The following is a 24,818-nucleotide window of genomic DNA, read 5'->3' as shown; positions in this document are numbered from 1 at the left end:
TGCGTCGAAAGTTCTGGCCAGCGCCCCCTGTCCAATGCCTTTCGTGCGCGCACGGGTCCCGGGGCCGGCCGACGCGCACCGCCGGCCGGCCCCACATCACTCACCTCATGAGCCGCCCCCCGACCGCCACTTGGCCCCGCGCTCTCACAGCAGCCCCGCGGCCCGCGCCCACTTGTACTTCGCGCCGAGGACGGCCACCGGGCGCTCGGTGGTGTACGGGTACGCCACCACCCCCCGCTCGTACAGGTACTGGCAGGCCTCCTCGACCTCCACGTCACCCGCGAGGGACGCCACGACCGGCTTCTCGATGCCGCGCTCCCGGGCCTCGGCGACCACGCGCGCGGTCAGCTCGGCGAACACCATCGGCGGGGTGACGATCGTGTGCCAGTAGCCGAGCACCAGCGCGTGGACGCGCGGGTCCTCCAGGCCCAGCCGGATCGTCGCCTCGTACGTGGACGGCGGTTCACCGCCCGTGATGTCGACCGGGTTGCCCGCCGCGCCGAACGGCGGGATGAACCGGCGGAACGCCTCGTCCAGGTCGGGCGGGATCTCCATGAGGGACAGGCCGTTGTCCGTCACCGCGTCCGACAGCAGCACCCCGCTGCCGCCCGCGCCGGTGATGATCACGACGTTGTCGCCCTTGGGGGCGGGCAGGACCGGCAGGGCCCGGGCGTACTCCAGCATGTCGTTCAGGCCGGGCGCCCGGATCACCCCCGCCTGCCGCAGGATGTCGTCGTACACCGCGTCGTCGCCGGCGAGCGCGCCGGTGTGCGAACCGGCCGCCCGGGCGCCCGCCGCCGTACGCCCGGCCTTGAGCACCACCACCGGCTTCCTCGGCACGGTGGCGCGGGCCGCCTCCACGAACGCCCGCCCGTCCTTGAGGTCCTCCAGGTGCATGGCGATGCACTCGGTGTGCGGGTCCTCACCGAACCAGGTGAGCAGGTCGTCCTCGTCCAGGTCGGACTTGTTGCCGAGGCCGACGATCGCCGACACACCCGTCCTGGTGGTGCGGGCGAAGCCCAGGACGGCCATGCCGATGCCCCCGGACTGCGAGGTCAGCGCCACGCCGCCCTTGACGTCGTACGGCGTGCAGAACGTGGCGCACAGGTCCTGCCAGGTGGAGTAGTAGCCGTAGATGTTGGGGCCCAGCAGGCGGACGCCGTGCCGCTCGGCGATCGCCACGATCTCCGCCTGGAGTTCGTGCTCGCCGGTCTCCGCGAATCCGGAGGGGATGAGGACGGCGTTGGGGATCCTCTTCCGTCCCACCTCCTCCAGGGCCGCGGCCACGAACTTGGCGGGAATGGCGAAGACGGCCACATCCACCTCACCGGGAACGTCCGTGACACTCTTGTACGCCTTGCGGCCGAGGATGTCATCGGCCCTGGGGTTCACCGGATGGATCTCCCCGGCGAAGCCGCCGTCCACGAGGTTGCGCATCACCGAATTGCCGATCTTGCCCTGCTCGTTGGAGGCGCCGATGACGGCGACGGAGGAGGGCTGCATCAGCCGGCGCATCGAGGCCAGGATCTCGTCGCGGGTGTACCGCCGGCGCGGCGGCGCCGGTGACTCGGCGAGGATCACCCGGATGTCGGCCGCCGTCGCGCCGTCCGGGGTCGCGATCACCGGGTTGAGGTCGACCTCGGCGATCTCCGGGAAGTCCGCGACCAGTTCGGACACCCGACGGATCTGCTCGGCGACCGCCCACCGGTCCACTGCGGCCCGGCCGCGCACCCCGCGCAGGATCTCCGCCGACCGGATGGAGTCCAGCATCGACAGCGCCTCGCCGGCGTCCACGGGAGCCAGCCGGAAGGTCACGTCCTTCAGCACCTCGACCAGCACCCCGCCGAGCCCGAACGCCACCACCTTCCCGAACGTGGGATCGGTGACCGCGCCGACGATGACCTCCTGCCCCTCGGGCACCAGCTCCTGCACCTGCACGCCGTCGATCCGCGCCCCCGCGTCGTAGGCCCGTGCGTTCTGGATGATCCGGCAGAACGCGGCCCGCACGTCCGCCGCGCCCTCCACCCCGACGACGACACCACCGGCGTCGGTCTTGTGCAGGATGTCCGGCGAGACGATCTTCAGCACCACCGGCCCGCCGAATCGCGCGGCGGCGGCCACCGCCTCGTCCACGTCCGTGGCCAGCGCCTCGCGCGGTACGGCGATCCCGTACGCGTCGGCGACCACCTTGCCCTCGGGCGCCGTCAGCGCCGTACGGCCCTCCGCCCGCACGGAGTCGAGCAGCGACCGCACCCGCAGCTTCCGGTCCTCCGCCATCACGTCAGATCACCCCGTTCGACTTCAGCAGGCGCAACTCCGCGTCACCGAGACCGAGTTCGCCGACGTACACCTCTTCGTTGTGCTCACCGAGCAGCGGTGACGCGCTCACCTCGACGGGGGAGTCGGAGAGCTTCAGCGGGCTGCCGACCGTGACGAACTCGCCGCGCTCGGGGTGCGGGACGCGCACCACCATCTCGTTGGCGGCGAGCGAGTCGTCCTCGATGATCTCCTTGGTGGACAGGATCGGCCCGCACGGGATGTTGTGCGCGTTCAGCCGCTCCAGCACCTCCCACTTGGGCAGCGTCGAGGACCACTCCTCGATGAGCTGGAACATCTTGTTCAGCTTCGGCAGCCGGGCCTCCGGCGTCGCCCACTCGGGGTCGTCGGCCAGTTCCGGCCGGCCGATGAGGGTGCTGAGCGGCTGCCAGCCGACGGGCTGCACGATGACGTACACGTAGTCGTTCGGCCCGCCCGGCGCGCACTTGACCGCCCAGCCGGGCTGGCCGCCGCCGGAGGCGTTGCCCGAGCGGGGCACCTCGTCGCCGAAGTCCTCGTTGGGGTACTCGGCGAGCGGTCCGTGCGCCAGGCGCTGCTGGTCGCGCAGCTTCACCCGGCACAGGTTGAGCACGGCGTGCTGCATGGCCACGTTGACCCGCTGGCCGCGTCCGGTGCTCTCCCGCTGGAACAGCGCCGCGAGTATCCCCGCGACGGCGTGCACACCCGTCCCCGAGTCGCCGATCTGGGCGCCGGTCGCGAGCGGGGGCCCGTCCTCGAAGCCGGTGGTCGACATCGACCCGCCCATCGCCTGCGCGACGACCTCGTACGCCTTGAAGGCGGTGTACGGGCCCTCCCCGAAGCCCTTGATCGAGGCGTAGACGATCCGCGGGTTGATCTCCTGGATGCGGTCCCAGGTGAACCCCATCCGGTCGATCGCGCCCGGCCCGAAGTTCTCGACCATGACGTCCGAGCGGCGGATCAGCTCGGTCAGGATCTCCTTGCCGCGCTCGGACTTGGTGTTGAGGGTGATGCTCCGCTTGTTGCAGTTGAGCATCGTGAAGTAGAGGGAGTCGACGTCCGGCAGGTCCCGCAGCTGCTTGCGGGTGATGTCCCCGGACGGCGCCTCCAGCTTGACGACATCGGCGCCGAGCCAGGCCAGCAACTGCGTGGCGGAGGGACCGGACTGCACATGGGTCATGTCGAGGACGCGGATGCCGGTCAGTGCCTTGGTGGTCACCGCAGTCACCTCACTTGTACATCGTCTGGTTCATGGTTCCGGGGGCGTACGCGTCCGGGTCGACCCAGACGTTGACCAGCGACGGCTTGCCCGACTCGCGGGCCCGGCGCAGGGCGGGGCCGATGTCGGCGGGGTCGCGGACCTCCTCGCCGTGGCCGCCGAGCATCCGCGCGAACTGGTCGTAGGGCACGTCGCCGAGGGTGTTGCCGACCCGCTCGCGCTCCTTGCCGTACTTGGCGGCCTGGCCGTAACGGATCTGGTTCATCGAGGAGTTGTTGCCGACGATGCCGACGAACGGCAGGTCGTAGCGGACCAGCGTCTCGAAGTCCCAGCCGGTGAGCGAGAACGCGCCGTCGCCGAAGAGGGCCACCACCTCCTTGTCGGGCCGGGCCTGCTTGGCGGCGAGCACGAAGGGGACGCCGACGCCGAGGGTGCCGAGCGGGCCCGGATCCATCCAGTGACCGGGCGACTTGGGCTGCACGACCTGGCCGGAGAAGGTGACGATGTCACCGCCGTCGCCGATGTAGACGGAGTCCTCGGTGAGGAAGTCGTTGATCTCGCTGACCAGTCGGTAGGGGTGGATGGGGGAGGCGTCCGAGCGCAGTTGCGGCAGCCGCTTCCCGATCGCCGCCTGCTCGGCCGCCCGCAGCTCGTCCAGCCACTCCTTGCGCCGGGACGCACCGCCGTTGAGACGGCCGGAGGCGGCCTCGGTGACGCACTTCAGCACGAGTCCCGCGTCGCCGACGATGCCGAGGTCGATGTCCCGGTTCTTGCCGACGGTGCGGTAGTCCAGGTCGATCTGCACGACGGTGGCGTCGGGGGAGAGGCGCTTGCCGTAGCCCATGCGGAAGTCGAACGGGGTGCCGACGATCACGATCACATCGGCGTTCGAGAACGCGTACCGGCGCGAGAGCTGGAAGTGGTGCGGGTCGCCGGGCGGCAGCGTGCCGCGGCCTGCGCCGTTCATGTAGGCGGGGATGTCGAGCGCCCGTACGAGATCGACGGCGGCCGCGGTGCCGCGGGTGGTCCACACCTGACTGCCGAGCAGGATCGCCGGCTTCTCCGCGTGCACCAGCAGGTCGGCGAGCTTCTCGACGGCCTCCGGGTCGCCGGCCGACCGGGTCGAGGCGCGGTAGGCGCCGGGCCTCGGCACGCGCGCCTTCGCCGCCGGCACCTTCGCGTCGAGGACGTCCCTCGGGATCTCCAGGAAGGACGGGCCGGGCGCGCCGTGGTAGCACTCGCGGAACGCCATCGACACCATGTCCGCCGCCCGCGCGGTGTCCGGCACCGTGGCCGCGAACTTGGTGATGGGGGTCATCATGTCGACGTGCGGCAGGTCCTGCAATGACCCCATCTTGTGCTGAGTGTGCGCGCCCTGGCCGCCGATCAGCAGCATCGGCGACTCCGCGCGGAAGGCGTTGGCCACTCCAGTGACGGCGTCCGTCGTGCCCGGTCCCGCGGTGACCACCGCGCAGCCGGGTTTGCCGGTGATCCGGGCGTAGCCGTCGGCGGCGTGCGCGGCGACCTGTTCGTGCCGGACGTCGACGACTTCTATGCCCTCGTCGACGCAGCCGTCGTAGATGTCGATGATGTGGCCGCCGCAGAGGGTGTAGATGCGGTCGACCCCTTCCGCCTTCAGCGCCTTGGCAACGAGATGACCACCGGAGATGACGTCCTGGGTGTCGTCGGGCATGGCGAAGTCCTGTCCCTTCGGGAGGGGAGGGGACGCGCGGATGTGGCACGTCCACGTGGCTCGCTGCATACGGTCGACTGTCGATTGCATACAGTCGACGAATACTGTATGAACCTTGTTATCCCGCATCCGATGGGTGGTGTCCAGGGGGCGTGCGGCACTTTCGAGACAGGAGCCGGAATGGACCTGTACGAGCACCAGGCAAGGGAACTCTTCGAGCAACACGGCATCGTGGTGCCGAAGGCGGAGGTCACCGGCTCGCCCAAGCAGGCCCGGGAGATCGCCCGCAGGCTCGGCGGACGGGTCGTCGTCAAGGCGCAGGTGAAGACCGGCGGGCGCGGGAAGGCGGGCGGCGTCAGACTCGCCGCGGACCCCGCAGCCGCGGAACTCACGGCACGCCAGATCCTCGGCATGGACATCAAGGGGCACCGGGTCGGCAAGGTCATGGTGACCGAACCCGTCGACATCGACAGGGAGTTCTACGTCTCCTACGTCCTCGACCGCGCGGCGGGAGGCTTCCTCGCGATCGCCTCCGCGGAGGGCGGCACCGAGATCGAGGAGACCGCCGCGACCAGGCCGCAGGCGGTGGCCCGTATCCCCGTCGATCCCGCACGGGGCGTCACCTCCGCGAAGGCGGCCGAGATCGCCGACGCGGCCGGCCTGCCCCCGCGAACCGCGGACGTACTCGTCCGGCTCTGGCAGGTACTGACCCGCCAGGACGCGCTCCTCGTCGAGGTCAACCCGCTCGTGACGACCACCGACGGCCGTGTCCTCGCCCTCGACGGCAAGGTCACCCTCGACGACAACGCCCGCTTCAGGCAGACCCGTTGGGGAGCCGAGCCGGAGGAGCACCATGACCCGCTGGAGGCGGCGGCCGCCGCCCGCGGCCTCGACTACGTCAGGCTCGACGGCGAGGTCGGCGTCATCGGCAACGGCGCGGGCCTGGTCATGTCGACCCTGGACGTGGTCGCCGGCAGCGGCGCACGTCCCGCGAACTTCCTGGACATCGGCGGCGGCGCCTCCGCCCGCGTCATGGCCGACGGGCTGTCGGTGATCCTCTCCGACCCGGCCGTGAAGTCCGTCCTCGTCAACGTCTTCGGCGGGATCACCGCCTGCGACGCCGTCGCCGAGGGCATCGTCGCCGCCGTGGACGGCATCCGGCTCACCAGGCCGCTGGTGGTCCGGCTCGACGGCAACAACGCGGCCCGGGGCCGGGCGATCCTCGAGGCGCGCGCCCACCCGCTGGTCGAGCAGGCCACCACCATGGACGGCGCCGCCCGCCGGGCCGCCGAACTCGCCCGCACCGCCTGAGGAGAGGGAACATGGCCATCTACCTCACCAAGGAGAGCAAGGTCCTCGTCCAGGGCATGACCGGTGGCGAGGGCATGAAGCACACCCGGCGCATGCTCGCCGCCGGCACGAACGTCGTCGGCGGGGTCAACCCGCGCAAGGCGGGCCGCTCCGCCGACTTCGACGGACAGGTGGTCCCCGTCTTCGGATCGGTCACCGACGGCATCCGGGCCACCGGAGCCGACGTCACCGTCGTCTTCGTCCCACCTGCCTTCGTCAGGGCGGCCGTCACCGAGGCCGCCGACGCCCGCATCCCGCTCGCCGTCGTCATCACCGAGGGCGTCCCGGTCCACGACACCGTCACCTTCACCACCTACGCCGCACAGCGCGGCACCCGCGTCATCGGCCCCAACTGCCCCGGCCTGATCACCCCCGGCCAGTGCGACGCGGGCATCATCCCCGCCGACATCACCAAGCCCGGCCCCATCGGCCTGGTCTCCAAGTCGGGCACCCTCACCTACCAGCTGATGCACGAACTGCGCGACACCGGCTTCTCCACCTGCGTAGGCATCGGCGGCGACCCCGTCGTCGGCACCAGCCACATCGACTGCCTGGCCGCCTTCCAGGACGACCCCGACACCGAACTCGTCGTGCTCATCGGGGAGATCGGCGGCGACGCGGAGGAACGCGCCGCCACGTACATCCGCGACCACGTCACCAAGCCCGTCGTCGGCTACATCGCCGGTTTCACCGCCCCCGAGGGCCGCACCATGGGCCACGCGGGCGCCATCGTCACCGGCTCGGCCGGCACGGCCCAGGCGAAGAAGGCGGCGCTGGAGGCGGCCGGCGTCCGCGTGGCCACCACCCCGACCGAGACGGCCCGGCTCGCCCTCACCCTGCTGCGCGACGGCACGTGAGGTCACTCATAGTGGAGACGCGGTCACTGTCGCACACGTTGCCGCGGCAGTAACTTCCTTGCGGCGCCCCGGCCCGCGCGGTGTTCCGCCGGACGCCCCGGCGCCGTACCACGTCCTGCCCGCACGGCGGCGCGAGCCGTGCGGCCCGACCGTCCGGGCGTCCGCCGGGGCGCGGCCCTCACCGGCCGCGCCCCGGCGGATCCGGACCAGCCACGCACCTCCCGCCCCCGACCGTGCACCGGAAGCGGAGCAACCGAATGGCACCCACCCTCACCCTCAAGAACGGCACCTCCTGGACCGAGGCCTGGCGGCGCTGCCTCACCGGCGCCCCCGAAGCCTTCCGGGACGACCGCGTCCTCAACCTCTGGAACGCCGCCTGGCACGCCGACGGCCGGACGCTGCCCGCCATCAGCCCGGTCGACGGCAGCCCCATCGCCGGCCCGCCCCGGCTGGACCGGGCCACCGCCCGCCAGGCCGTGGCCGCCTCCCTCGACCAGCACCGCGCCTGGCGGCACATCCCCCTGGCCGAACGCCGGGCGCGGGTCGCCGCCACCCTCGACGCGCTCGCCGAGCACCGCGAACTCCTCGCCCTCCTCCTCGTCTGGGAGATCGGCAAGCCCTGGCGGCTCGCCCTGGCGGACGTGGACCGCGCCATCGACGGGGTCCGCTGGTACGTCGACGGCATCGAGCCGATGCTCGCCGGCCGGGCCCCGCTGGACGGCCCGGTCTCCAACATCGCGAGCTGGAACTACCCGATGAGCGTCCTCGTGCACGCCCTGCTCGTCCAGGCGCTCGCGGGCAACGCCGTCATCGCCAAGACCCCCACCGACGGCGGGGTCGCCTGCCTCACCCTGGCCTGCGCGCTCGCCACCCGCGAAGGGCTCCCCGTCACCCTGGTCAGCGGCAGCGGGGGAGAACTCTCCCAGGCCCTCGTCCGGGCGCCCGAGATCGGCTGCGTCTCCTTCGTCGGCGGCCGCGACACCGGAGCCGCCGTCGCCACGGCCGTAGCCGACCTCGGCAAACGGCACATCCTCGAACAGGAGGGCCTGAACACCTGGGGCATCTGGAACTTCTCGGACTGGGACGCGCTCGCGGCCGTCGTCCCGAAACTCTTCGACTACGGCAAACAGCGCTGCACGGCCTACCCGCGCTTCGTGGTCCAGCGCGACTCCTTCGACACCTTCCTCGCGGCGTACCTGCCGGCCGTCCGCAGGGTGCGGGTGGGCCATCCCCTGGCGGTGGAGCGGGAAGACGACGCCTGCCCGGACCTCGACTTCGGCCCGCTGATCAACGCGGCCAAGGCGAAGGAACTGCGCGACCAGGTCGCGGAGGCCGTCGACCGCGGCGCCGTCCCCCTGTACCGCGGCAGCGAGGCCGACGCCCGCCTCCTCCCCGGCCAGGACACCTCGGCCTACGTCCACCCGGTCACCCTGCTCAACCCGCCCCGCTCCTCCCCGCTCCACCACGCCGAACCCTTCGGCCCGGTCGACACGATCGTCTTGGTCGACACCGAGGCGGAGCTGCTGGCCGCGATGAACGCGTCCAACGGCGCCCTCGTCGCCACCCTCGCCACGGACGACAGGGCCACTTTCGAACGGCTGGCCCCGCAGATCCGCGCCTTCAAGACCGGCCACGGCATACCCCGCTCCCGCGGCGACCGCGACGAACTCTTCGGCGGCTTCGGCGCCTCCTGGCGCGGTGCCTTCGTCGGCGGGGAACTATTGGTCCGCGCCGTGACCCAGGGACCCGCGGGTGAGCGGCCGCCCGGCAACTTCCCGGAGTACCAACTCATGCCCTGACGCCGCGGCTCGCGTACCCGTACGGTCACTGTCCGTACGGGGCGGCGGGCGGATCCCGCAAGGCCCCCCGCCCGCCGCCCATCACACGGATACGCAGGTGAAACGCACTCCGAAGTCTTGGTATTGTTGTCCATGTCGCCGCGGGGAACACCCCCGGCCGGGCGGCAGACACCTTGTCCGGGTGGCGGAATGGCAGACGCGCTAGCTTGAGGTGCTAGTGCCCTTTATCGGGCGTGGGGGTTCAAGTCCCCCCTCGGACACTGCTTATAGCGATACGGAATCGAGGGCCTCGACCTAACGGTCGCGGTCCTCGTTGCGTTGTCATACGTGATCGTGATCCCCAGGGCCTCGTAGAGGGGCTCCTTCTTCGGTGTCGGCGGTCTGGAGAGCCGCTCCGGGGCGAAGGCGCGGGCGATCCACGTGTCCAGTGCCCGGCACAGGATGTCTTCGCGCAGGTTGACGGTCCGCGGGTGGTCGAGTCCGGGTGAAGGGCGGCTTCCTGTTCCTTGAGGCGCGGTGCCAGAGCCCGCGACCCCGGACCGAGGGTCAAGGTCGCGTACAGCGTGACCTGCACGACGAGCACGGCCGTCACCGGAGCCGGCAGGGGCTGCGCATTGCCGGACCGCCACAGACCGGCGAGGTGGGCGAGGACCGCGGCGGGCGGTCGACCGCAGCGTCCGGACGCCGACGGGTTCCCTGCGCCGCCTGACCAGGTCCACCACCGGGGCCGGGGAAGTGAGCACCGTACCGGCCAGAGCTCACGCGCTGCGGTTCCGTGGGGAGCCGGATGCTCCGCCCGGCTTGTCCGGCGGAGCGTAACGGTCGTCCGGCAGGTGGCGGGCGCGGGACTCCCCGACGGCCTCCCGCAAGGCGCCTGCGAAGCGGCCGGGTCCCCACGACCGGCCGTGGACGGCCTGCTCGAGCCCTTCGCGGGTGGCGGGCCCGCTCTCTTCGAGGGCCCGGACCAGTTCTTCGATCTCCTCGTCGAGGCGCTGCTCGGCCATGGCGGTGGTGCGGCTCACGGCGCCTGTGGTTCCGGCCATCCCCGGCGAGTAGAAAGAACTGCCCGCGCCGGCACCCGGACGGTACCGCCGCGCCCCGGTGCCTTCTCGCACCCGGCGGCCGGCCGTGCGGTCGGCGATCCGCTGGTCCCGCTCGCGTGCGGCCTGCCGTACGTCCGCGGGGCGGAGGCGGTCCCGTTCGTCCTGGGGCGCCCGCTCACCGCGCCAGGCCGCGTCGGCTTCCTCGGCGGTCAGCGGCCTGGCGATGTTCTCCAGGGACTGCTGTTCGGCCTTCACTCCGAAGGCGACCTCGGCCAGCCCGCCGAGGGCCATGGCCGCCGCTCCGATGAAGAAGCCGGTGGCCACGAGGGTGGTGTTGCCGCTGTGAATGAAGTGTCCGAACAGCAGCGGCCCGGTGATGCCGCCCACGGCGGTGCCGACGGCGAAGAACAGGGAGATGGACAGGGCTCGGGTCTCCATGGGGAAGACCTCGCTGACGGTCAGGTAGGCGGAGCTCGCTCCGGCGGACGCGACGAAGAAGGCCAACGAGACCAGCAGGAAGAACGACCAGGCCGTCAGCGAGCCGTTGACCAGCAGGACGGCGAGGACCACCGCCACGGCGGCCGAGCCGAAGTAGGTGCCCGCGATCATCGGCTTGCGGCCCACGGTGTCGAACAGCCGACCGAGCGACAGCGGGCCGAGGAAGTTGGCGATCGCGAAGATGGTGAGGAAGTACGGCACCGAGCCGGAGCCCACGCCGAAGAACCCGCTCAGGAGCGTGCCCAGGTCGAAGACGATCGCGTTGTACAGGAAGGCCTGGCCGACGAAGAGGGCAAGGCCGAGGAGGGCGCGTCGCGGGTACCGCTGCAGGGCCACTCGGGCGATCTCGGTGAACGGGATCACGTCACGTTGCCGGACGGTGACGGCCTCGGCCGGCTCGGGCAGGTCCTGACCGGTCTCCCGGCGTACCTCGGCCTCGATCTGGTCGACAATGCGTTCGGCCTCGTCCTCGTGACCGTGAATGAACAGCCAGCGCGGGCTCTCCGGTACATGGCGGCGGACCATCATGATGCCGAGACCGAGGATGCCGCCGAGGCCGAAGGCCAGCCGCCAGCCGAGGCCGGCCGGGAGCAGGTTCTCGTCGAGGAGCACCAGGGCGGCCAGGCTGCCGAGGGCGGCTCCCACCCAGTAGCTGCCGTTGATAGCCAGATCCACCTGCCCCCGGTTGCGGGCGGGGATCAGCTCGTCGATGGCCGAGTTGATCGCCGCGTACTCCCCGCCGATGCCCATGCCGGTGAAGAACCGGGCGAGATAGAGGTACCAGGCGTCGTGGGCGAAGGCGGTCGCGACCGTGGCCAGGATGTAGATGCCGAGCGTCAGCATGAACAGCTTCTTGCGCCCGTAGCGGTCGGTGAGCCGGCCGAAGAGCAGGGCACCGACGCATGCGCCCGCCACGTAGATCGCGGCGGCCGTGCCGATGTCGGCGCTGGTGAGGTGGATGCCGCTGTTCGGTTCGGTCATGCGTGAGGCGACCGCGCCGACGATGGTCACTTCGAGCCCGTCGAGAATCCAGACGGTGCCGAGGCCGATGACGATCCGCCAGTGGAACCGGGACCACGGCAGCCGGTCGAGGCGGGCGGGGACCTTCGTGGTGATGACACGGAGCTCGGTAGTGGTGGTCATGCCGCCGCCCCTTCCGCCTCGGGACACGGCCGATCCGCCGTACGGGCGAGGGACCGGGCTCGCGCCCCGTGTCCGGCGTAACGTCCCTCCTTGTGCTGCGCTGCCGTCTTGTCGGACACCGGTTCCGCTTCCAGAGCGAGGGCGCCACCATGCGCTGGCGGTGCGAGCGCGGTTGCGGGGCGCGTGGCAGCAAGCGGTATCCGAGCGCCGAGGACGCGGAGCGTTATGCGCGGGCGTTCGACCACGAGGACGCCGAGGACCTCGGGAGACGGGCACCGCTGGTGGGGCTCTTCCCCTTGCGCCTGTTGCGTGCCGTGCGGCTGGCACGGGCCAGGAGAGCAGGTTCGGCACCCGATGACAGACCCCCGGCGCCTTGAGACGATGGCCTGTGCAACGGTGTTCATGGCGTCACCTCGATCTCTGGTCAAACGGTGCACGGGGTGACGGCATCTTCCATTTTATTGGCATTTTGCGCGGCTCGGTGGACATTCCGCTGCCGGTATCTCCCTTCGTCCGTCCAGTACAAGAGGCGAAGTCGCCATTTGATCCTGCAGGCGGAAGCGTCCGGACGAAATGCTCGACACCGTGAACACACGACACAACACGCGTCCGCCTGTCCGCACGTCGTCGGCACGGTGACGGCGAGCGGTCCGTGCCCTGACGCACGGACCAACCGCTGACGACCGAAGGAATGCGAGCGCCCCCCGCGGCACGGGACCCGAGCCGCGCCACGGCACTCGGCGCCTTTCTGGACAGTGGCGCTGCGCTCGGTCGGTCCGCAGACCGTTCTCATGTGCGGTTGACTCCGGTCGGCCGGAGCGGAGTTCGTGCCGTCCGGCTGTGGCGGTTGGGGAAGGTGGTTGTGGCCCGGGCGCAAGGGCACCCGGCGCAGCCGGACCGTCTCCGCGCGCTCGTCCCGCAACGAGGCGGCGTGGGCCAGCGCGGCACCGGTCTGCCGTGCCACCATCGCGGCCAGGGAGGAGTCCTGCGCCGACGGCAGTACCACCGAGCGGATGGTGCGGTACCCCAGGCAGCAGTCACGGTGGCGCAGCGCGAACGCCCAGGTACTGCCCCCGCCGGGCAGGCTCAGCCTGCCGTCGCGGCCCTGCAGCGCCAGCATCCCGGCGGCCACGGCGCTGTCGTCGGGACGGGCGCCGTGGGCGGGGAACCGCGACTGACCAGGCCTCCGTCGCGCAGCAGATATGCGGCAACGGCCAGGCGGCAGCCCGTTGACAGCAGGCAGGGCGCGCCGAGGGCGACGACGTAGTCCTCCCCGGCCGACTCGAACATCAAAGTGGCGAGCGTCGACAGCTCGAACACCTCACCCAACTGCTCCGGTGCCGTTCTCGCGAGAGGCCGCATTCCTGACCCATGCGCCGTGCATTGCCGACCTGTGAGAACCGCCCACTCGTCCGCGATGTCTCAGCCCGCTGGATCGATTCCGACCGCGCGATTTGGTCACCGTGGACCGATGCCGACTGCATACCCGGCGCGCAGCATGACGGTGGTCCGACCAGCCGCACCGCCGCCATGGCCGGCCGGTCGCACAATGAGGAGATCGACGACGAGGAGGCGGCGGCACTCGAACGATATGGGCCGCTCGGCCGGCAGACGCTTGAACAGGCCGTCAGGGGCGCTCCTGGGGGCCTGGCCGCTTCCGCACCGCCCTGAAGGACGCGGTCGAGGAGTCCCGGGCCCAGCGGCTGTCCTCCAGTGCCTATGCCCCGCCGGCCCGGGCCGGCCGCTGACGGGAGGGGTGTGGAAGATGTCCGGCGGTACGTCCACCCGACCCGCGGCGTTCGTCTTCGACCTGGACGGGACACTCGTCGACAGCGTCTACCAGCACGTCATCGCCTGGCAGCAGGCGTTGAGCGAGATGGGCATCGGCCTGGCGATCTGGCGGATCCACCGGAGGATCGGGATGAGCGGCGGCCTGCTCGTGCACTCCCTGCTGCGCGAGACCGGCGTACGGCTGACGCCGAAGGAGGCCGAGGAACTGCAGAACGCCCATCACCGCCACTTCGAAGGCTGGACGAACGCCATCCGGCCGCTGCCCGGAGCCGCCGAGCTTCTCCGGACGCTGACGGACTGCGGCGTCCCCTGGACGATCGCCACCAGCGCCCGCCGGGACGACGCCGCACCCATGCTCGCCAGACTCGCCGTGCCGTCTGACGTGCCGACGGTCACCCGCGAGGAAGTCAGCCGCGCCAAACCCGACCCGGATCTGTTCCTGGCGGGCGCGGCGCGGCTCGGCATCCCCGCCCGCGACTGTGTCGTCGTCGGAGACAGTGTGTGGGATCTGCTGGCTGCGCGGCGGGCGGAAGCACTCGGAGTGGGGCTGCTGTCCGGAGGGTATGGGCAGGACGAACTGGAGCGGGCCCAGGCGTTCCGGGTGTACGCCGACCCCCTCGACCTGCTGGGGCACATCGACGAACTTGGCGTACGGGACGCGCACGGCGCCTGAGCGCGACATATCCGTCCCCGGGCGGTCCGGCACCCGGGGACGGTGAGGATGGCGGCACTGCTCAGGAGGCCTGTGCGGTTCCGCCGCCGGCCTCGCTGGTCTTGACGCGGACCACCACGTCCGCCGCCTCTTCCAGGCTGTGGTCCAGGTTGTTGAGGAACCGCTCGTCGTCGATGCGGATGCCCCGGAGCATGTCGGCGTCGAGGCTGTCGCCGATCTCATCGGCGAAACGCTCTGCGGCGCGGGCGGCCGCGGCCGCCTTGGCCGCGACGGCGAACTCCTCCTCGATGTCCTTCAGGAGGCGTTGCGGAGTGTGACCGTCGTGCCCGGCCCGCACGGCTGACGGCAGCCCCGACATCATCCGCCACAGCACGCGGCCGGTGCTCACGGCCTGACCGCCCAGGGTGATGAAGGCCTCGGACAACGGTCCTTGGGTGGTCAGCTGCTCCAGGCGGCGATTGAGCTCGTGGATGTGGTCATCGACCTCCTGGATGTGGTCCTCCAGGGTCTGCCGGTGGTCCCTCGCGGGTTCGGCGGCCAGATCCGCCCGCAACTGGCCGGCGACCGCCTCCTCGGCATCGCGGACGTCGCGCAGCAGCGGGATGACCGCTTCAACGGTGACTGCCATCAGAACTCACCTCCACGATTTACACATCCGTATTTTGGACATATCGGTGTACCCGGTGGGAGGTTGCTTACACACCTCCGGCTGGGGCGGTCGGGCGGCGGCGAATGTTTGTTCAATTCACTGTCCGTCGGGCGTTCTGGTGTCCGCATGCCGTGTGGGGCGGATCAGGACTGGTCGAGTTCGTCCTGGACCGGTGGCTTGGGGAGGTCACGCAAGGTGCGGCGACTGGCCGCCGGGGCGGCCGTCCCAGGCCGCCGAGAATGCATGCCGGAGAGGCGCTTCGCGCCATTCGACCAGTTCCTCTTTGCCCGCAGGGAAGTCGAGTCCTGCGGCGCGTCCAGCACGTCCCGTACGCTTGAGGAAGACATGCCTCCTCCTCTCGGCTGTTGTCCCGGGGCACTTCGTACGGGCCGTGCTACCCGTGGCGTTCCCGGCAAAACCGGCTGATGCGGACGTCGAAGCATTCCGGGGAATCCTGTACCCGGCGGCGGAATCCAAGGGAGATCACATGCCCGGCAATATCGATGAGACCGTGGCGCGCAGGGGCGTTGCGGCGGTTTCCATGACTCTGGGAGAGGCCGTCCCCGGCACGGAGTTCCAGGATCTGATGTCGCAACTGCCGAACGAGTTCCAGAACATCTAGCGTCGGACATCCAGGCGCCCGGAACACGGCTGCGCGCACACCATGAGAATCGCTCGCAAGCGCTTGTTTGACATCCACCGGGCCGGTGGGAGGCTGGAAGAAGCGGTGGCGCGGCATGTGCGCCTTTCCGGTGCCGCATTCGAGGTCCCGGCGCACGTGGCCGGCTTGCCACGCCTGTCGCGTGTTATGACGCGAACTCCATCGGCTTCACGACAGGGGACCCGGCATGAGTACTCAGACGCCCCACATCAGCTCGCCCTCCCGGGTTCCGGCCAGTGCCTCGCCGACCGGGGACGGCATCGTCGTCGGAGCCGGCCCGGTACAGGTGGATGCCTTCATCGACTTTCTGTGCCCGTTCTGCAAGCAGTTCGAAGGGAAGAGCGGGCCACTCCTTGACGAGCTGGTGGCCGACGAGGCGATCAGTCTCGTCTACCACCCGATGGGCTTTCTCGACGACTTGTCCACCACCCGGTACTCCTCCCGTGCCTCGGCGGCCTCGGGCTGCGCGTCCGATGGCGGCCACTTCATGGAGTACCTGTACGCGCTGTTCGCCAACCAGCCCCCCGAGGGCGGGCCGGGCCTGTCCGATGACGAACTGGTCGAGCTCGGCCGCGCGGTCGGACTGGCGGACAGCTCGTTCGCCGCGTGCGTCCGGCAGGGCGTCTACCTGGACTGGAGCTCCTACGTGACGGCGATGGCCGTCCAGCGGGGCGTGGGCGGAACGCCGACCGTGGCGGTCCAGGGGGTCCCGGTACCGGCCAACCCCCGGACCATCCTCGCCGCGGTCCGTGCCGCCCTCGCCGGTGTCGGAGGATGAGGCACCCGGTCAGCCGTGGACCGTGTCCTGCGTGAAAACCCTGGTTCGGGCTGCTGATCAGGCCGTTTGTCTGCCTGCCGTCAGGCTGCTCGCTGGTACTCGTGCTGAGGCCGCCGAGTAGTTGAGTGCGGCGGACGCGGCCTCCGAAGGGGATGACAGGTGCCGTCTGGCAGTGGTGCTGAGCCTTGCCGGCCGCGCCGCATTCCTTTTCCTTGGCCTTCTTGGCCGGCGTGATCTTGGCGAAGGGCATGGAGATATCCTTCCTGGCACGTCGTCAACCGACGTTGATCGCCGCTTACTTCTTCCTGCGTTGCATCTGTGGGTACGGATGCGGCTGATGCCGCATTCAAGAAGCAAGGTGAGCGTTGGCCTATGTTTTCTTACTGCGTCCACGCTCGCCAATGCGACCGATGCACTTGCCGGATCGCCTGCCCGTTACCGGGGGAAGTTCGGCCTGTTTCGCAATTCGTCGAGGAAACCGCCGTACTGGTGCTACCGGAGGCGGCGTCCGGGAGCCCGGCCTGCGGTCCCCGCGCCCACCTCACCGGCGGCGCCGCAGCCGCTGTGCCAGGCGCCGGCAGCGGTCCCGCCAGGACGGCCGGGGCGACCTGTAATCCGGTGACGGATGACGAAAGACCAGCAGGATCGGCGCTCGCCAAGAACTGTGACGAAATGACGGGCAAGATTTACGTCTGGATCCCAAGGCTGGGCCGCCCTTGCGTCACCACGACCGTATCGTCAACGGTCAACTCACCCCTCGGACACTCACCGTGAGAACACGGACAAGAGGGCCACGACCTTTACGGTAGAGGCCCTCGTTTTCGTATGCGTACGCGGCCCGCGTCAGCCGCTCAGTGGTCCTTGTCCGGCCTGGCGGTGCCGGCCTCGGGGGTTTCGGGTTGCGCGTACAGGATGTCGCGGGCCTGTTCCGCGGCACGGGCGAGGCTCTCGCCGACGAAGTCGACGAAGCGGGCGATGTTTTCCAGGCGGGCGGCGGCCGGGGTGTCGGGGCCGAGGAGGGCGACGCCCTGCCGTGCGGTCTCGGCGAGCTCGGCGTTGGACCGGGCGGCGGCGATCATTCCCTGGTACCAGACGTCGTTGTCGACTATGTAGCGCTCGCGGCGGCGTTCGTCGCGTTCCCGGCGGATGAGGCCCTGGCTCTCGAGCTGGGTGATGGCCTTGGAGATCGACGCCGGGCTGACCTGGAGGTGGCGGGCGAGTTCCGACGCGGTGAGGCTGCCCGTGTCGTCGGTGTAGAGGCAGGTCAGCACCCGGGACATCATCTTCGGCAGGCCCTGCCGCATCAGGAGGGTGGTGAACGCCTCCTCGTACTCGCGCACGGCCTCGGCGTCGCGGCCGTGGGCCTGCGGGGCTGCCTTCGTGTCGCGGGGCGTGGTCTGTCTGCGGCGGTGGGCGCGCTGTTCGGTCGCGCGGTGGGCGAGGTCGGCGCGGTAGGCGGTGGGGCCGCCGTTGCGCATCACCTCGCGGGTGATGGTCGAGGTCGGACGGTCGAGACGCCTGGCGATCTCCGCGTAGGCGAGGCCGTCGGCCAGTCCCAGCGAGATCTGCTGGCGTTCCTGCTGGGTGAGTCGGCCTCCCGGCATCGCGGTCTCCTTCGTGGTGCGTGGTGGGTCCCACTATAGCGTTCACTCTCACTTCATTGCAACGCACTCTGCTGGGGTTGTTGCGTTACCGCGTCGATCGTTGCAACGAAATATGCGCTTCACCTGCACTTATTCTTCAGCAACGCAACAAGCATGTTGCCGAAGTCGTGAACGCAACGTAGCTTTTCCCTTGTCAGAAACGACGGGCCGCTCGGGCCCGACGACACAGAAGAGGGAGCACACCATGCAGAAGTTCGACACCCCCGCCCCGGTCTCCGTCGTCCTGGACGTCCCGGCGGGGCACATCCGCTTCATCGCCGCCGACCGGGGCGACACCACGGTCGAGGTACTGCCCGCCGACGCCTCCAAGGGCCGCGACGTGGAGGCGGCGGAGAAGACCGAGGTCACCTACGCCGAGGGCGTCCTGCGGATCGAGGCCCCCGCGGCGAAGAACCGGATCCTCGGCTCGTCCGGATCCGTCGAGGTGACCGTCCAGTTGCCCGCCGGCTCCCGGGTCGAGGCGAAGGCGGCCCTCGCCGAACTCCGGGGCGTCGGACGCCTCGGCGACGTCACCTTCGAGGGCGCGCAGGGCTCGGTCAAGCTCGACGAGACCGCCGCCGCCCACCTCACCCTCCAGGCCGGCGACGTCACGGTCGGCCGCCTGGGCGGCCCCGCCGAGATCAGCACCCAGAAGGGCGACATCAGCGTCGCCGAGGCCCAGCGCGGCGAGGTCACCCTGCGCACCCAGCACGGCGAGATCACCGTCGGAGCCGCCCACGGAGTCTCCGCCTCACTGGACGCCGGTACCGGCTACGGCCGGATCCACAACGCGCTGCGGAACACCGACGGTGCCGCCGCCGACCTGACCATCCACGCCACCACCGCCTACGGCGACATCACCGCCCGCAGCCTCTGAATCCGCAGACAGCAAACAAGGGGGCACCTCTCATGACCGACCTGGCCATCGCGGCGAACGGACTGCGCAAGTCCTACGGCGACAAGACCGTCCTGGACGGCGTCGACCTGGCCGTACCGGAGGGAACGATCTTCTCCCTGCTCGGCCCGAACGGCGCCGGCAAGACCACGGCCGTCAACATCCTCTCCACCCTCATCTCGCCCGACCCCGACAGCGGTTCCGTCCGCGTCGACGGTCACGACCTCGGCACCGAAGGGCAGGCCGTGCGCGCCGCGATCGGCGTCACCGGGCAGTTCTCCGCCGTCGACGGCCTGATCACCGGTGAGGAGAACATGCTCCTCATGGCCGACCTCAACCACCTCACCCGGCGCGAGGGACGCCGGGTGACCGCCGAACTGCTGGAGCGCTTCGACCTCACCGACGCCGCGAAGAAGCCGGCGTCCACCTACTCCGGCGGCATGAAACGCCGCCTCGACATCGCCATGACCCTGGTCGGCAGCCCCCGCATCATCTTCCTCGACGAGCCGACCACCGGCCTCGACCCGCGCTCCCGGCACAACATGTGGCAGATCATCCGCGAACTCGTCACCGGCGGCGTCACCGTCTTCCTCACCACCCAGTACCTGGAGGAGGCCGACGAACTCGCCGACCGCATCGCCGTCCTCCACGGCGGGAAGATCGCCGCCCAGGGCACCGTCGACGAGCTCAAGCGCATCGTCCCCGGCGGACACGTCCGCCTCCGCTTCACCGACCCCGCCGCCTACCAGAGCGCCGCCACCGCCCTGCACGAGGTCACCCGGGACGACACGGCCCTCGCCCTGCACATCCCCAGCGACGGCAGCCAGCGCGAACTGCGCCTCATCCTCGACCGGTTGGACACGGCCGGCATCGAGGCCGACGAACTGACCGTGCACACCCCCGACCTCGACGACGTCTTCTTCGCCCTCACCGGCGGGGCCGGCATCCCGAACCAGCCCAAGGAGAACGCCCGATGAGCACCCTCGCCCTCGCCCTGCGCGACTCCTCCACCATGCTGCGCCGCAACCTCCTGCACGCCCGGCGCTACCCCTCCCTCACCCTCAACCTCCTGCTCACCCCGATCATGCTGCTGCTCCTGTTCGTCTACATCTTCGGCGACACCATGAGCGCCGGCATCGGCGGCGGCAGACCGGACCGCGCCGCCTACATCGCCTTCGTCGTCCCCGGCCTGCTGCTGATGACCATCGGCAGCACCGTGGTCGGCACCGCGGTCTCCGTCTGCAACGACATGACCGAGGGCATCATCGCCCGCTTCCGCACCATGGCGATCCACCGCGGCTCGGTGATCATCGGTCACGTCATCGGCAGCGTCCTGCAGTCCGTCATCAGCGTCGTCCTCGTCGGCGCCGTCGCCGTGGCCATCGGCTTCCGCTCCACCGACGCCACCCTCTGGGAGTGGCTCGCGGCGTTCGGGCTGCTCGTGCTCTTCTCCACCGCGCTCACCTGGATCGCCGTCGGCATGGGCCTGATCAGCCCGAACGCCGAGGCCGCCGGCAACAACGCCATGCCCCTGATCCTGCTGCCGCTGCTGTCCAGCACCTTTGTCCCCATCGACGCCATGCCCGGCTGGTTCCAGCCCATCGCCCAGTACCAGCCGTTCACCCCCGCCATCGAAACCCTGCGCGGACTCCTCCTGGGCACCGGGATCGGCAACAACGGCTGGCTCGCCGTCGCCTGGTGCCTGGCCCTCGCCGTCCTCGGCTACCTCTGGTCCGCCTCCAAGTTCAACCAGGACCCCAGGTAACCGCCATGACCACGCGGGCCGTCCCCGCGACCCCTCCCACCCAGGGCGGCGTACACCGACAACCGTCGGGGTACGCCGCCCCGTTCGTCTGCGCCCCGGACACTTCCGCCTTCTCGCACACGCGACTTCGCGGAGGAGGGAGGATGGCCGCCATGACGGATGAAGGCCTCTCCATCGACCGCACAAGGCCGAGCATCGCCCGCGTCTACGACTACCTGCTCGGCGGCACGGACAACTACGCCGTGGACCGGGAGGTCGGTGACGTGTTCAAGCGTGACCTCCCCGGTTCGGTGGCGATCGCCTTCGCCAACCGCGCGGCGCTGATCCGGGCCGTCGCGGAGATCGTGACGACGACCGGCGTGCGGCAGTTCATCGACCTCGGCAGTGGTCTGCCGACCGCCGACAACGTCCACCAGATCGCACAACGGCACGCTCCGGAGTCCCGGGTCGTGTATGCCGACATCGACCCCCAAGTACTGGTTCACGGACGCGCGTTGCTGGAGGAAAACGACCGGACCCGGGTCGTGGCGGGCGATGTACGCAACCCCGAGGACGTCCGCACCCACCCGGAGACCCTGGAACTGATCGACTTCGACCGCCCCGTCGCCGTCATCCTCAGCGCCGTCCTCCACCACGTGAACGACGAGGAGGACCCGGCCGGCATCGTCCGCTACTGGCGCGACCAGGTGCCCCCGGGCAGCTACTTCTTCCTCAGCCACTTCCGTTCCGGCGACAACCCGGAGACCGCGGAGGCCGAACGGGTCCTCCAGCAGACCTTCGGTCGTGGCCGGTGGCGCACCGAGGAGGAGATCGAAGCCCTGCTGGACGGCTTGGAGATCCTCGACCCCGGGATCGTTCCGGCGCCCTTGTGGCGTCCGGAGGCGGCAGGCAGCCCTGGGCAGAGCGGCGGCGAAAAGGAACTCACCGTCTGGGAGCGACTCATCGCCGCCGGGCTGGCGCGGAAGTCCGCTTAGGCGCGGCAGGCTGGACCCCGGGCCTCGGGCGGCCGACCGGTCGACGGGCACGCCAGGAAATGATCGAGACGCCTCTTCGGCGGCCACCTACCCTGGCCGCATGGCCCACGCGAAGACCTCCTACGTCTGCCTGCCCTGCCGAGCCTCCTACAAGCAGTCCTACGGCCCGGACAGGCGGCGGATCTGCCCCCGCTGCGCCCAGCCGCTGATCCACGTCGGCTCCGCCTTCGCCGCACCCCGTCGCCGGGACACCGCCGCCTGGCGGACGCTGTCGGTGCTGCTGCACGCCGGCGTCCGGTTCCACAAGAGCTGCTGCGGCGGCCCTGGTTACCGTCCCCGCAGCCTGAGCGAGGTCCGCGAGCGGATGACCTACGCCCGGCGCAGCGGCGAGCCGTTCGCCAAGGCGCTCGTCCGGTACGAAGTGCTGTGACGTCGACGCGGCTCAAGGCCGGCGGCCGTGGTCGAGGACCGACACGGCCGCCGCTCGGAGCCGCTCAGGCGGGGCAGCCCGGCAAGGTCGTCGGCGTGCCCCACCCGGCGTCGCCCCGCCTCGACCGCGCCCGCCGCACCGCTCCGAATATTCGCTACTCGCCGCCCGGTCTCTTTCCTAGACTCGGCATGCACCGCACGCCCCACCCGAACATCGGCGGCGTGCTCGGTGCGTCCACCGAACCGTTATCACCGAGGGGAGCCCGGCCGTGCGTGACCGTACCGCCGTCGTCGTTCCCCCGTCGCGGTCCGAGGTGATCCTGGTGTCCTCGTCCGTCCGGTGCCCGCTGCGCGGCCGGTACCGGATGCCCGTGACGACCCACTGACCCGGCTCACCAACTCGTAGGCCGGCAAGGCCGTTTCAGAGTTCCCCGTGTCTTCTCGTCCGGGAAATCGCGCTGCCCCTTTTCCTGATCCGCAGAAAGGCCACGGGCCGTGCGCACCAACCTCAGCACCCTCGCCGTCGTCCGCAACCTCGGCATCCTCGCCCACGTCGACGCCGGCAAGACCACCGTCACCGAGCGCGTCCTGTATGCGACGGGCACCACGCACAAGCGTGGCGAGGTGCACGACGGCACCACCGTCACCGACTTCGACCCGCAGGAACGCGACCGTGGCATCACCATCTTCGCCGCCGCCGTGAGCTGTGCCTGGGGCGGTCACCGCATCAACCTCATCGACACCCCGGGCCACGTCGACTTCGCCGACGAGGTCGAGCGTTCGCTGCGCGTCCTCGACGGGGCGATCGCCGTGTTCGACGCCGTCGCCGGGGTCGAGCCGCAGAGCGAGTCGGTGTGGCGGCAGGCCGACCGGCACGGCGTTCCCAGGATCGCCTTCGTCAACAAGCTCGACCGCGCGGGCGCCGACCTCGACCGGGCCGTCGACTCGATCCGGGAACGGCTGCATCCGGCCCCGCTGGTCGTCCAGTTGCCGATCGGTGCCGAGGACGGCTTCACCGGCGTGGTGGACCTGGTGCGGATGCGCTCCCTGGTCTGGGCCGACGGCGAGGGTACGGCCGTGGAAGGGCCGGTGCCGGAAGCGCTGCGCGAGGAGGCGCTGCGACGGCGCCGGGCGCTGGAGGAGGCGGTCGCGGAACTGCACCCCGCCGCCCTGGAGGAGTTCTGCGACCACGAGACCCTCTCCGCCGGCACCCTCGCCGCCACGCTGCGCGACCTCACCCGCACCGGCGACGGCGTGGTCGTCCTGTGCGGCTCCGCCTACCGCAACCGCGGCATCGAACCGCTGCTGGACGCGGTGGTGGCCTACCTGCCGTCGCCGCTGGACGTGCCCGCCGTACGCGGTGTGCACGAGGACACCGAGCAGCGGCGGGCCGCCGACCCCGAAGCGCCGTTCGCCGCCCTCGCGTTCAAGGTGAACGCGGGCAGCACCGGACGCCTCACCTACGTACGCGTCTACTCGGGCGCCGTCGAGAAGGGAGACACCGTGTGGGACCCGGGCACCGGCCGCACCGAGCGGGTGGCACGGATCCTCAGGGTCATGGCGGACCGGCACGCCCAGCTGGACCGGGCGGTCGCCGGTGACATCGTCGCGCTGGCGGGCCTGAAGTCGGCGCGGCCCGGCTCGACCCTGTGCGATCCCGGCGCCCCGCTGCTGCTGGAACCGCCCGTGGCCGCCGAGCCCGTGGTCTCCGTGGCCGTGGAGGCGCGGCGCGCCACGGACACCGGGAAGCTGGCTACGGCGCTGGCGCGGCTGGCGGAGGAGGATCCCTCCCTGGTGGTGCGCACCGACGGCGAGACCGGGCAGACGGTGCTGTCCGGGATGGGGGAACTGCACCTGGAGGTGGCGGTGGAGAAGATCCGGCGTGACGGCGGACCCGAGGTCGCGGTGGGCCGTCCGAGGGTCGCGCACCGGGAGACCGTGGTGCGCGGCGTGAGCGGTCATGTCCACCGGCACGTCAAACAGGACGGCGGCGCGGGCCAGTTCGCCCATGTCGTCCTGGACGTCGAGCCCGTCGGAGCCGAAGTCGGCCCCGCCGGCTTCGAGTTCAGGTCCGTCGTCGTCGGCGGGCGGGTGCCGCAGGAGTACGTGCGCGCGGTGGAGGCCGGCTGCCGGGACGCCCTGACCGAGGGGCCGCTCGGCGGTCACCCGGTGACGGGTCTGCGAGTCACGCTGACCGACGGCTCCACGCATGTGAAGGACTCCTCCGACATGGCGTTCCGCACCGCAGGCCGGCTGGGACTGCGCGCGGCGCTGAGCGTGTGCGCGATGACCCTGCTGGAGCCGGTCGCCGAGGTCACCGTAACCGTGCCGGAGGACGCGGTCGGCGGTGTCCTCGGTGACCTCGCCGCCCGGCGCGGCCGGGTCACCGGCTCCGGGACGCGGGGCGGCGCGGCGGTGCTGACGGCCACCGTGCCGCTGGCCGAGCTGTTCGGCTACGCGACCCGCCTGCGCAGCCGTACCCAGGGGCGGGGCACCTTCACCACGCGGGCGGCCGGTTACGCGCCGGCACCGGTGAAGACCCTGGTCCGGTAGGGGGCCAGGGCGGTCGGGTGCCGAGCCGGACGCGGGCCGCACGCGAACCGTACGCGGGGCGCGCGCGGATCGTACGCGGGGCGCGCGCGGATCGGACGTAGACCACAAGC

19 protein-coding genes and 1 tRNA gene are annotated in these 24,818 nt (G+C 70.7%); 14 read left to right on the top strand and 6 right to left on the bottom strand.

Annotated elements, in window-relative coordinates; translation table 11 throughout:
• Positions 1 to 144: 144 nt before the first annotated feature.
• Genes AB0924_RS11950 through AB0924_RS11940 form a run of 3 tightly spaced genes read right to left on the bottom strand, consistent with a single transcriptional unit; the run spans position 145 to position 5,207 of the window.
• Positions 145 to 2,277, bottom strand: coding sequence for an acetate--CoA ligase family protein (locus tag AB0924_RS11950; protein ID WP_366911293.1), 2,133 nt, complete (start codon positions 2,275 to 2,277; stop codon positions 145 to 147).
• Positions 2,278 to 2,281: 4 nt separating this feature from the next.
• Positions 2,282 to 3,514: a formyl-CoA transferase gene (gene frc, locus AB0924_RS11945; protein WP_358927928.1), complete on the bottom strand. Its 1,233-nt coding sequence runs from the start codon at positions 3,512 to 3,514 to the stop codon at positions 2,282 to 2,284.
• A gap of 10 nt (positions 3,515 to 3,524) precedes the next feature.
• Entirely contained in the window at positions 3,525 to 5,207 is a 1,683-nt protein-coding gene (locus AB0924_RS11940; protein ID WP_366911292.1) for a thiamine pyrophosphate-binding protein, read from the bottom strand.
• Positions 5,208 to 5,387: 180 nt separating this feature from the next.
• Between AB0924_RS11940 and sucC the strand changes: the two genes are divergently transcribed.
• From sucC to AB0924_RS11920, 4 genes are all read left to right on the top strand, one after another.
• The gene (sucC, locus tag AB0924_RS11935; protein WP_358927932.1) at positions 5,388 to 6,518 is read left to right on the top strand and encodes an ADP-forming succinate--CoA ligase subunit beta; all 1,131 of its coding nucleotides are present in this window, start codon (positions 5,388 to 5,390) and stop codon (positions 6,516 to 6,518) included.
• Between the two features lie 11 nt (positions 6,519 to 6,529).
• The gene (gene sucD / locus AB0924_RS11930; protein WP_366911291.1) at positions 6,530 to 7,414 is read left to right on the top strand and encodes a succinate--CoA ligase subunit alpha; all 885 of its coding nucleotides are present in this window, start codon (positions 6,530 to 6,532) and stop codon (positions 7,412 to 7,414) included.
• 257 nt (positions 7,415 to 7,671) lie between these two features.
• A complete protein-coding gene (locus AB0924_RS11925; protein ID WP_366911290.1) occupies positions 7,672 to 9,213 on the top strand; it encodes an aldehyde dehydrogenase family protein in 1,542 nt (513 codons plus the stop codon).
• 175 nt (positions 9,214 to 9,388) lie between these two features.
• Positions 9,389 to 9,473 (top strand) — tRNA-Leu (locus AB0924_RS11920).
• 498 nt (positions 9,474 to 9,971) lie between these two features.
• On the opposite strand, the gene AB0924_RS11915 is transcribed toward AB0924_RS11920, so the two are convergent.
• Positions 9,972 to 11,897, bottom strand: a complete 1,926-nt coding sequence (locus AB0924_RS11915) for an MFS transporter (protein WP_366911289.1) — start codon at positions 11,895 to 11,897, stop codon at positions 9,972 to 9,974.
• Positions 11,898 to 12,757: 860 nt separating this feature from the next.
• Between AB0924_RS11915 and AB0924_RS11910 the strand changes: the two genes are divergently transcribed.
• Positions 12,758 to 13,075: a hypothetical protein gene (locus AB0924_RS11910; RefSeq protein ID WP_366911288.1), complete on the top strand. Its 318-nt coding sequence runs from the start codon at positions 12,758 to 12,760 to the stop codon at positions 13,073 to 13,075.
• 587 nt (positions 13,076 to 13,662) lie between these two features.
• A complete protein-coding gene (locus tag AB0924_RS11905; protein WP_358927938.1) occupies positions 13,663 to 14,361 on the top strand; it encodes an HAD family hydrolase in 699 nt (232 codons plus the stop codon).
• A 61-nt stretch (positions 14,362 to 14,422) separates the two neighbouring features.
• Here the strand turns inward: AB0924_RS11905 and AB0924_RS11900 are convergent, their stop codons facing one another.
• Positions 14,423 to 14,989 carry a hypothetical protein gene (locus AB0924_RS11900; RefSeq protein ID WP_366911287.1) on the bottom strand — a complete coding sequence of 189 codons (567 nt, stop codon included), beginning with the start codon at positions 14,987 to 14,989 and terminating at the stop codon, positions 14,423 to 14,425.
• Positions 14,990 to 15,410: 421 nt separating this feature from the next.
• Here AB0924_RS11900 and AB0924_RS11895 point away from each other — a divergent pair, with 421 nt between their 5' ends.
• Both AB0924_RS11895 and AB0924_RS11890 read left to right on the top strand, forming a co-directional pair.
• Positions 15,411 to 15,632, top strand: a complete 222-nt coding sequence (locus AB0924_RS11895) for a hypothetical protein (protein ID WP_366911286.1) — start codon at positions 15,411 to 15,413, stop codon at positions 15,630 to 15,632.
• 226 nt (positions 15,633 to 15,858) lie between these two features.
• A complete protein-coding gene (locus AB0924_RS11890; protein WP_358927945.1) occupies positions 15,859 to 16,449 on the top strand; it encodes a DsbA family protein in 591 nt (196 codons plus the stop codon).
• An 851-nt stretch (positions 16,450 to 17,300) separates the two neighbouring features.
• On the opposite strand, the gene AB0924_RS11885 is transcribed toward AB0924_RS11890, so the two are convergent.
• Positions 17,301 to 18,053 carry a helix-turn-helix domain-containing protein gene (locus AB0924_RS11885; protein WP_366911285.1) on the bottom strand — a complete coding sequence of 251 codons (753 nt, stop codon included), beginning with the start codon at positions 18,051 to 18,053 and terminating at the stop codon, positions 17,301 to 17,303.
• A 244-nt stretch (positions 18,054 to 18,297) separates the two neighbouring features.
• Here AB0924_RS11885 and AB0924_RS11880 point away from each other — a divergent pair, with 244 nt between their 5' ends.
• The 6 genes from AB0924_RS11880 (at position 18,298) to fusA (ending at position 24,708) form a co-directional block, all read left to right on the top strand.
• Entirely contained in the window at positions 18,298 to 18,969 is a 672-nt protein-coding gene (locus AB0924_RS11880) for a DUF4097 family beta strand repeat-containing protein (protein ID WP_366911284.1), read from the top strand.
• 32 nt (positions 18,970 to 19,001) lie between these two features.
• Positions 19,002 to 19,964 (top strand): ATP-binding cassette domain-containing protein, encoded by a 963-nt coding sequence (locus AB0924_RS11875; protein WP_366911283.1) that lies wholly within the window; start codon positions 19,002 to 19,004, stop codon positions 19,962 to 19,964.
• Positions 19,961 to 20,752 (top strand): ABC transporter permease, encoded by a 792-nt coding sequence (locus AB0924_RS11870; protein WP_366911282.1) that lies wholly within the window; start codon positions 19,961 to 19,963, stop codon positions 20,750 to 20,752. Before AB0924_RS11875 ends, AB0924_RS11870 begins: the two co-directional genes overlap by 4 nt.
• Positions 20,753 to 20,895: 143 nt before the next feature.
• On the top strand, positions 20,896 to 21,726 hold the full coding sequence (locus AB0924_RS11865) for an SAM-dependent methyltransferase (protein WP_366911281.1): 831 nt from the start codon (positions 20,896 to 20,898) through the stop codon (positions 21,724 to 21,726).
• Between the two features lie 100 nt (positions 21,727 to 21,826).
• A complete protein-coding gene (locus AB0924_RS11860; protein WP_366911280.1) occupies positions 21,827 to 22,156 on the top strand; it encodes a deoxyxylulose-5-phosphate synthase in 330 nt (109 codons plus the stop codon).
• Between the two features lie 494 nt (positions 22,157 to 22,650).
• A complete protein-coding gene (gene fusA / locus AB0924_RS11855) occupies positions 22,651 to 24,708 on the top strand; it encodes an elongation factor G (RefSeq protein ID WP_366911279.1) in 2,058 nt (685 codons plus the stop codon).
• The last annotated feature ends 110 nt before the right edge of the window (positions 24,709 to 24,818 follow it).

Origin of the sequence: Streptomyces sp. NPDC047869, from assembly GCF_040704065.1 — a bacterium.
GTDB lineage: Bacteria > Actinomycetota > Actinomycetes > Streptomycetales > Streptomycetaceae > Streptomyces.
The sequence above is the reverse complement of the archived record's forward strand: the minus strand, read 5'-3'. Positions and strand labels throughout refer to the sequence as shown.

Coding starts and splice junctions, on each gene's coding strand:
- AB0924_RS11950 (WP_366911293.1), bottom strand. CDS start 2,277: ATGGCGGAGGACCGGAAGCTGCGGGTGCGGTCGCTGCTCGACTCCGTG.
- AB0924_RS11940 (WP_366911292.1), bottom strand. CDS start 5,207: ATGCCCGACGACACCCAGGACGTCATCTCCGGTGGTCATCTCGTTGCC.
- sucC (WP_358927932.1), top strand. CDS start 5,388: ATGGACCTGTACGAGCACCAGGCAAGGGAACTCTTCGAGCAACACGGC.
- sucD (WP_366911291.1), top strand. CDS start 6,530: ATGGCCATCTACCTCACCAAGGAGAGCAAGGTCCTCGTCCAGGGCATG.
- AB0924_RS11925 (WP_366911290.1), top strand. CDS start 7,672: ATGGCACCCACCCTCACCCTCAAGAACGGCACCTCCTGGACCGAGGCC.
- AB0924_RS11915 (WP_366911289.1), bottom strand. CDS start 11,897: ATGACCACCACTACCGAGCTCCGTGTCATCACCACGAAGGTCCCCGCC.
- AB0924_RS11905 (WP_358927938.1), top strand. CDS start 13,663: ATGTCCGGCGGTACGTCCACCCGACCCGCGGCGTTCGTCTTCGACCTG.
- AB0924_RS11900 (WP_366911287.1), bottom strand. CDS start 14,989: ATGGCAGTCACCGTTGAAGCGGTCATCCCGCTGCTGCGCGACGTCCGC.
- AB0924_RS11890 (WP_358927945.1), top strand. CDS start 15,859: ATGAGTACTCAGACGCCCCACATCAGCTCGCCCTCCCGGGTTCCGGCC.
- AB0924_RS11885 (WP_366911285.1), bottom strand. CDS start 18,053: ATGCCGGGAGGCCGACTCACCCAGCAGGAACGCCAGCAGATCTCGCTG.
- AB0924_RS11880 (WP_366911284.1), top strand. CDS start 18,298: ATGCAGAAGTTCGACACCCCCGCCCCGGTCTCCGTCGTCCTGGACGTC.
- AB0924_RS11875 (WP_366911283.1), top strand. CDS start 19,002: ATGACCGACCTGGCCATCGCGGCGAACGGACTGCGCAAGTCCTACGGC.
- AB0924_RS11870 (WP_366911282.1), top strand. CDS start 19,961: ATGAGCACCCTCGCCCTCGCCCTGCGCGACTCCTCCACCATGCTGCGC.
- AB0924_RS11865 (WP_366911281.1), top strand. CDS start 20,896: ATGGCCGCCATGACGGATGAAGGCCTCTCCATCGACCGCACAAGGCCG.
- AB0924_RS11860 (WP_366911280.1), top strand. CDS start 21,827: ATGGCCCACGCGAAGACCTCCTACGTCTGCCTGCCCTGCCGAGCCTCC.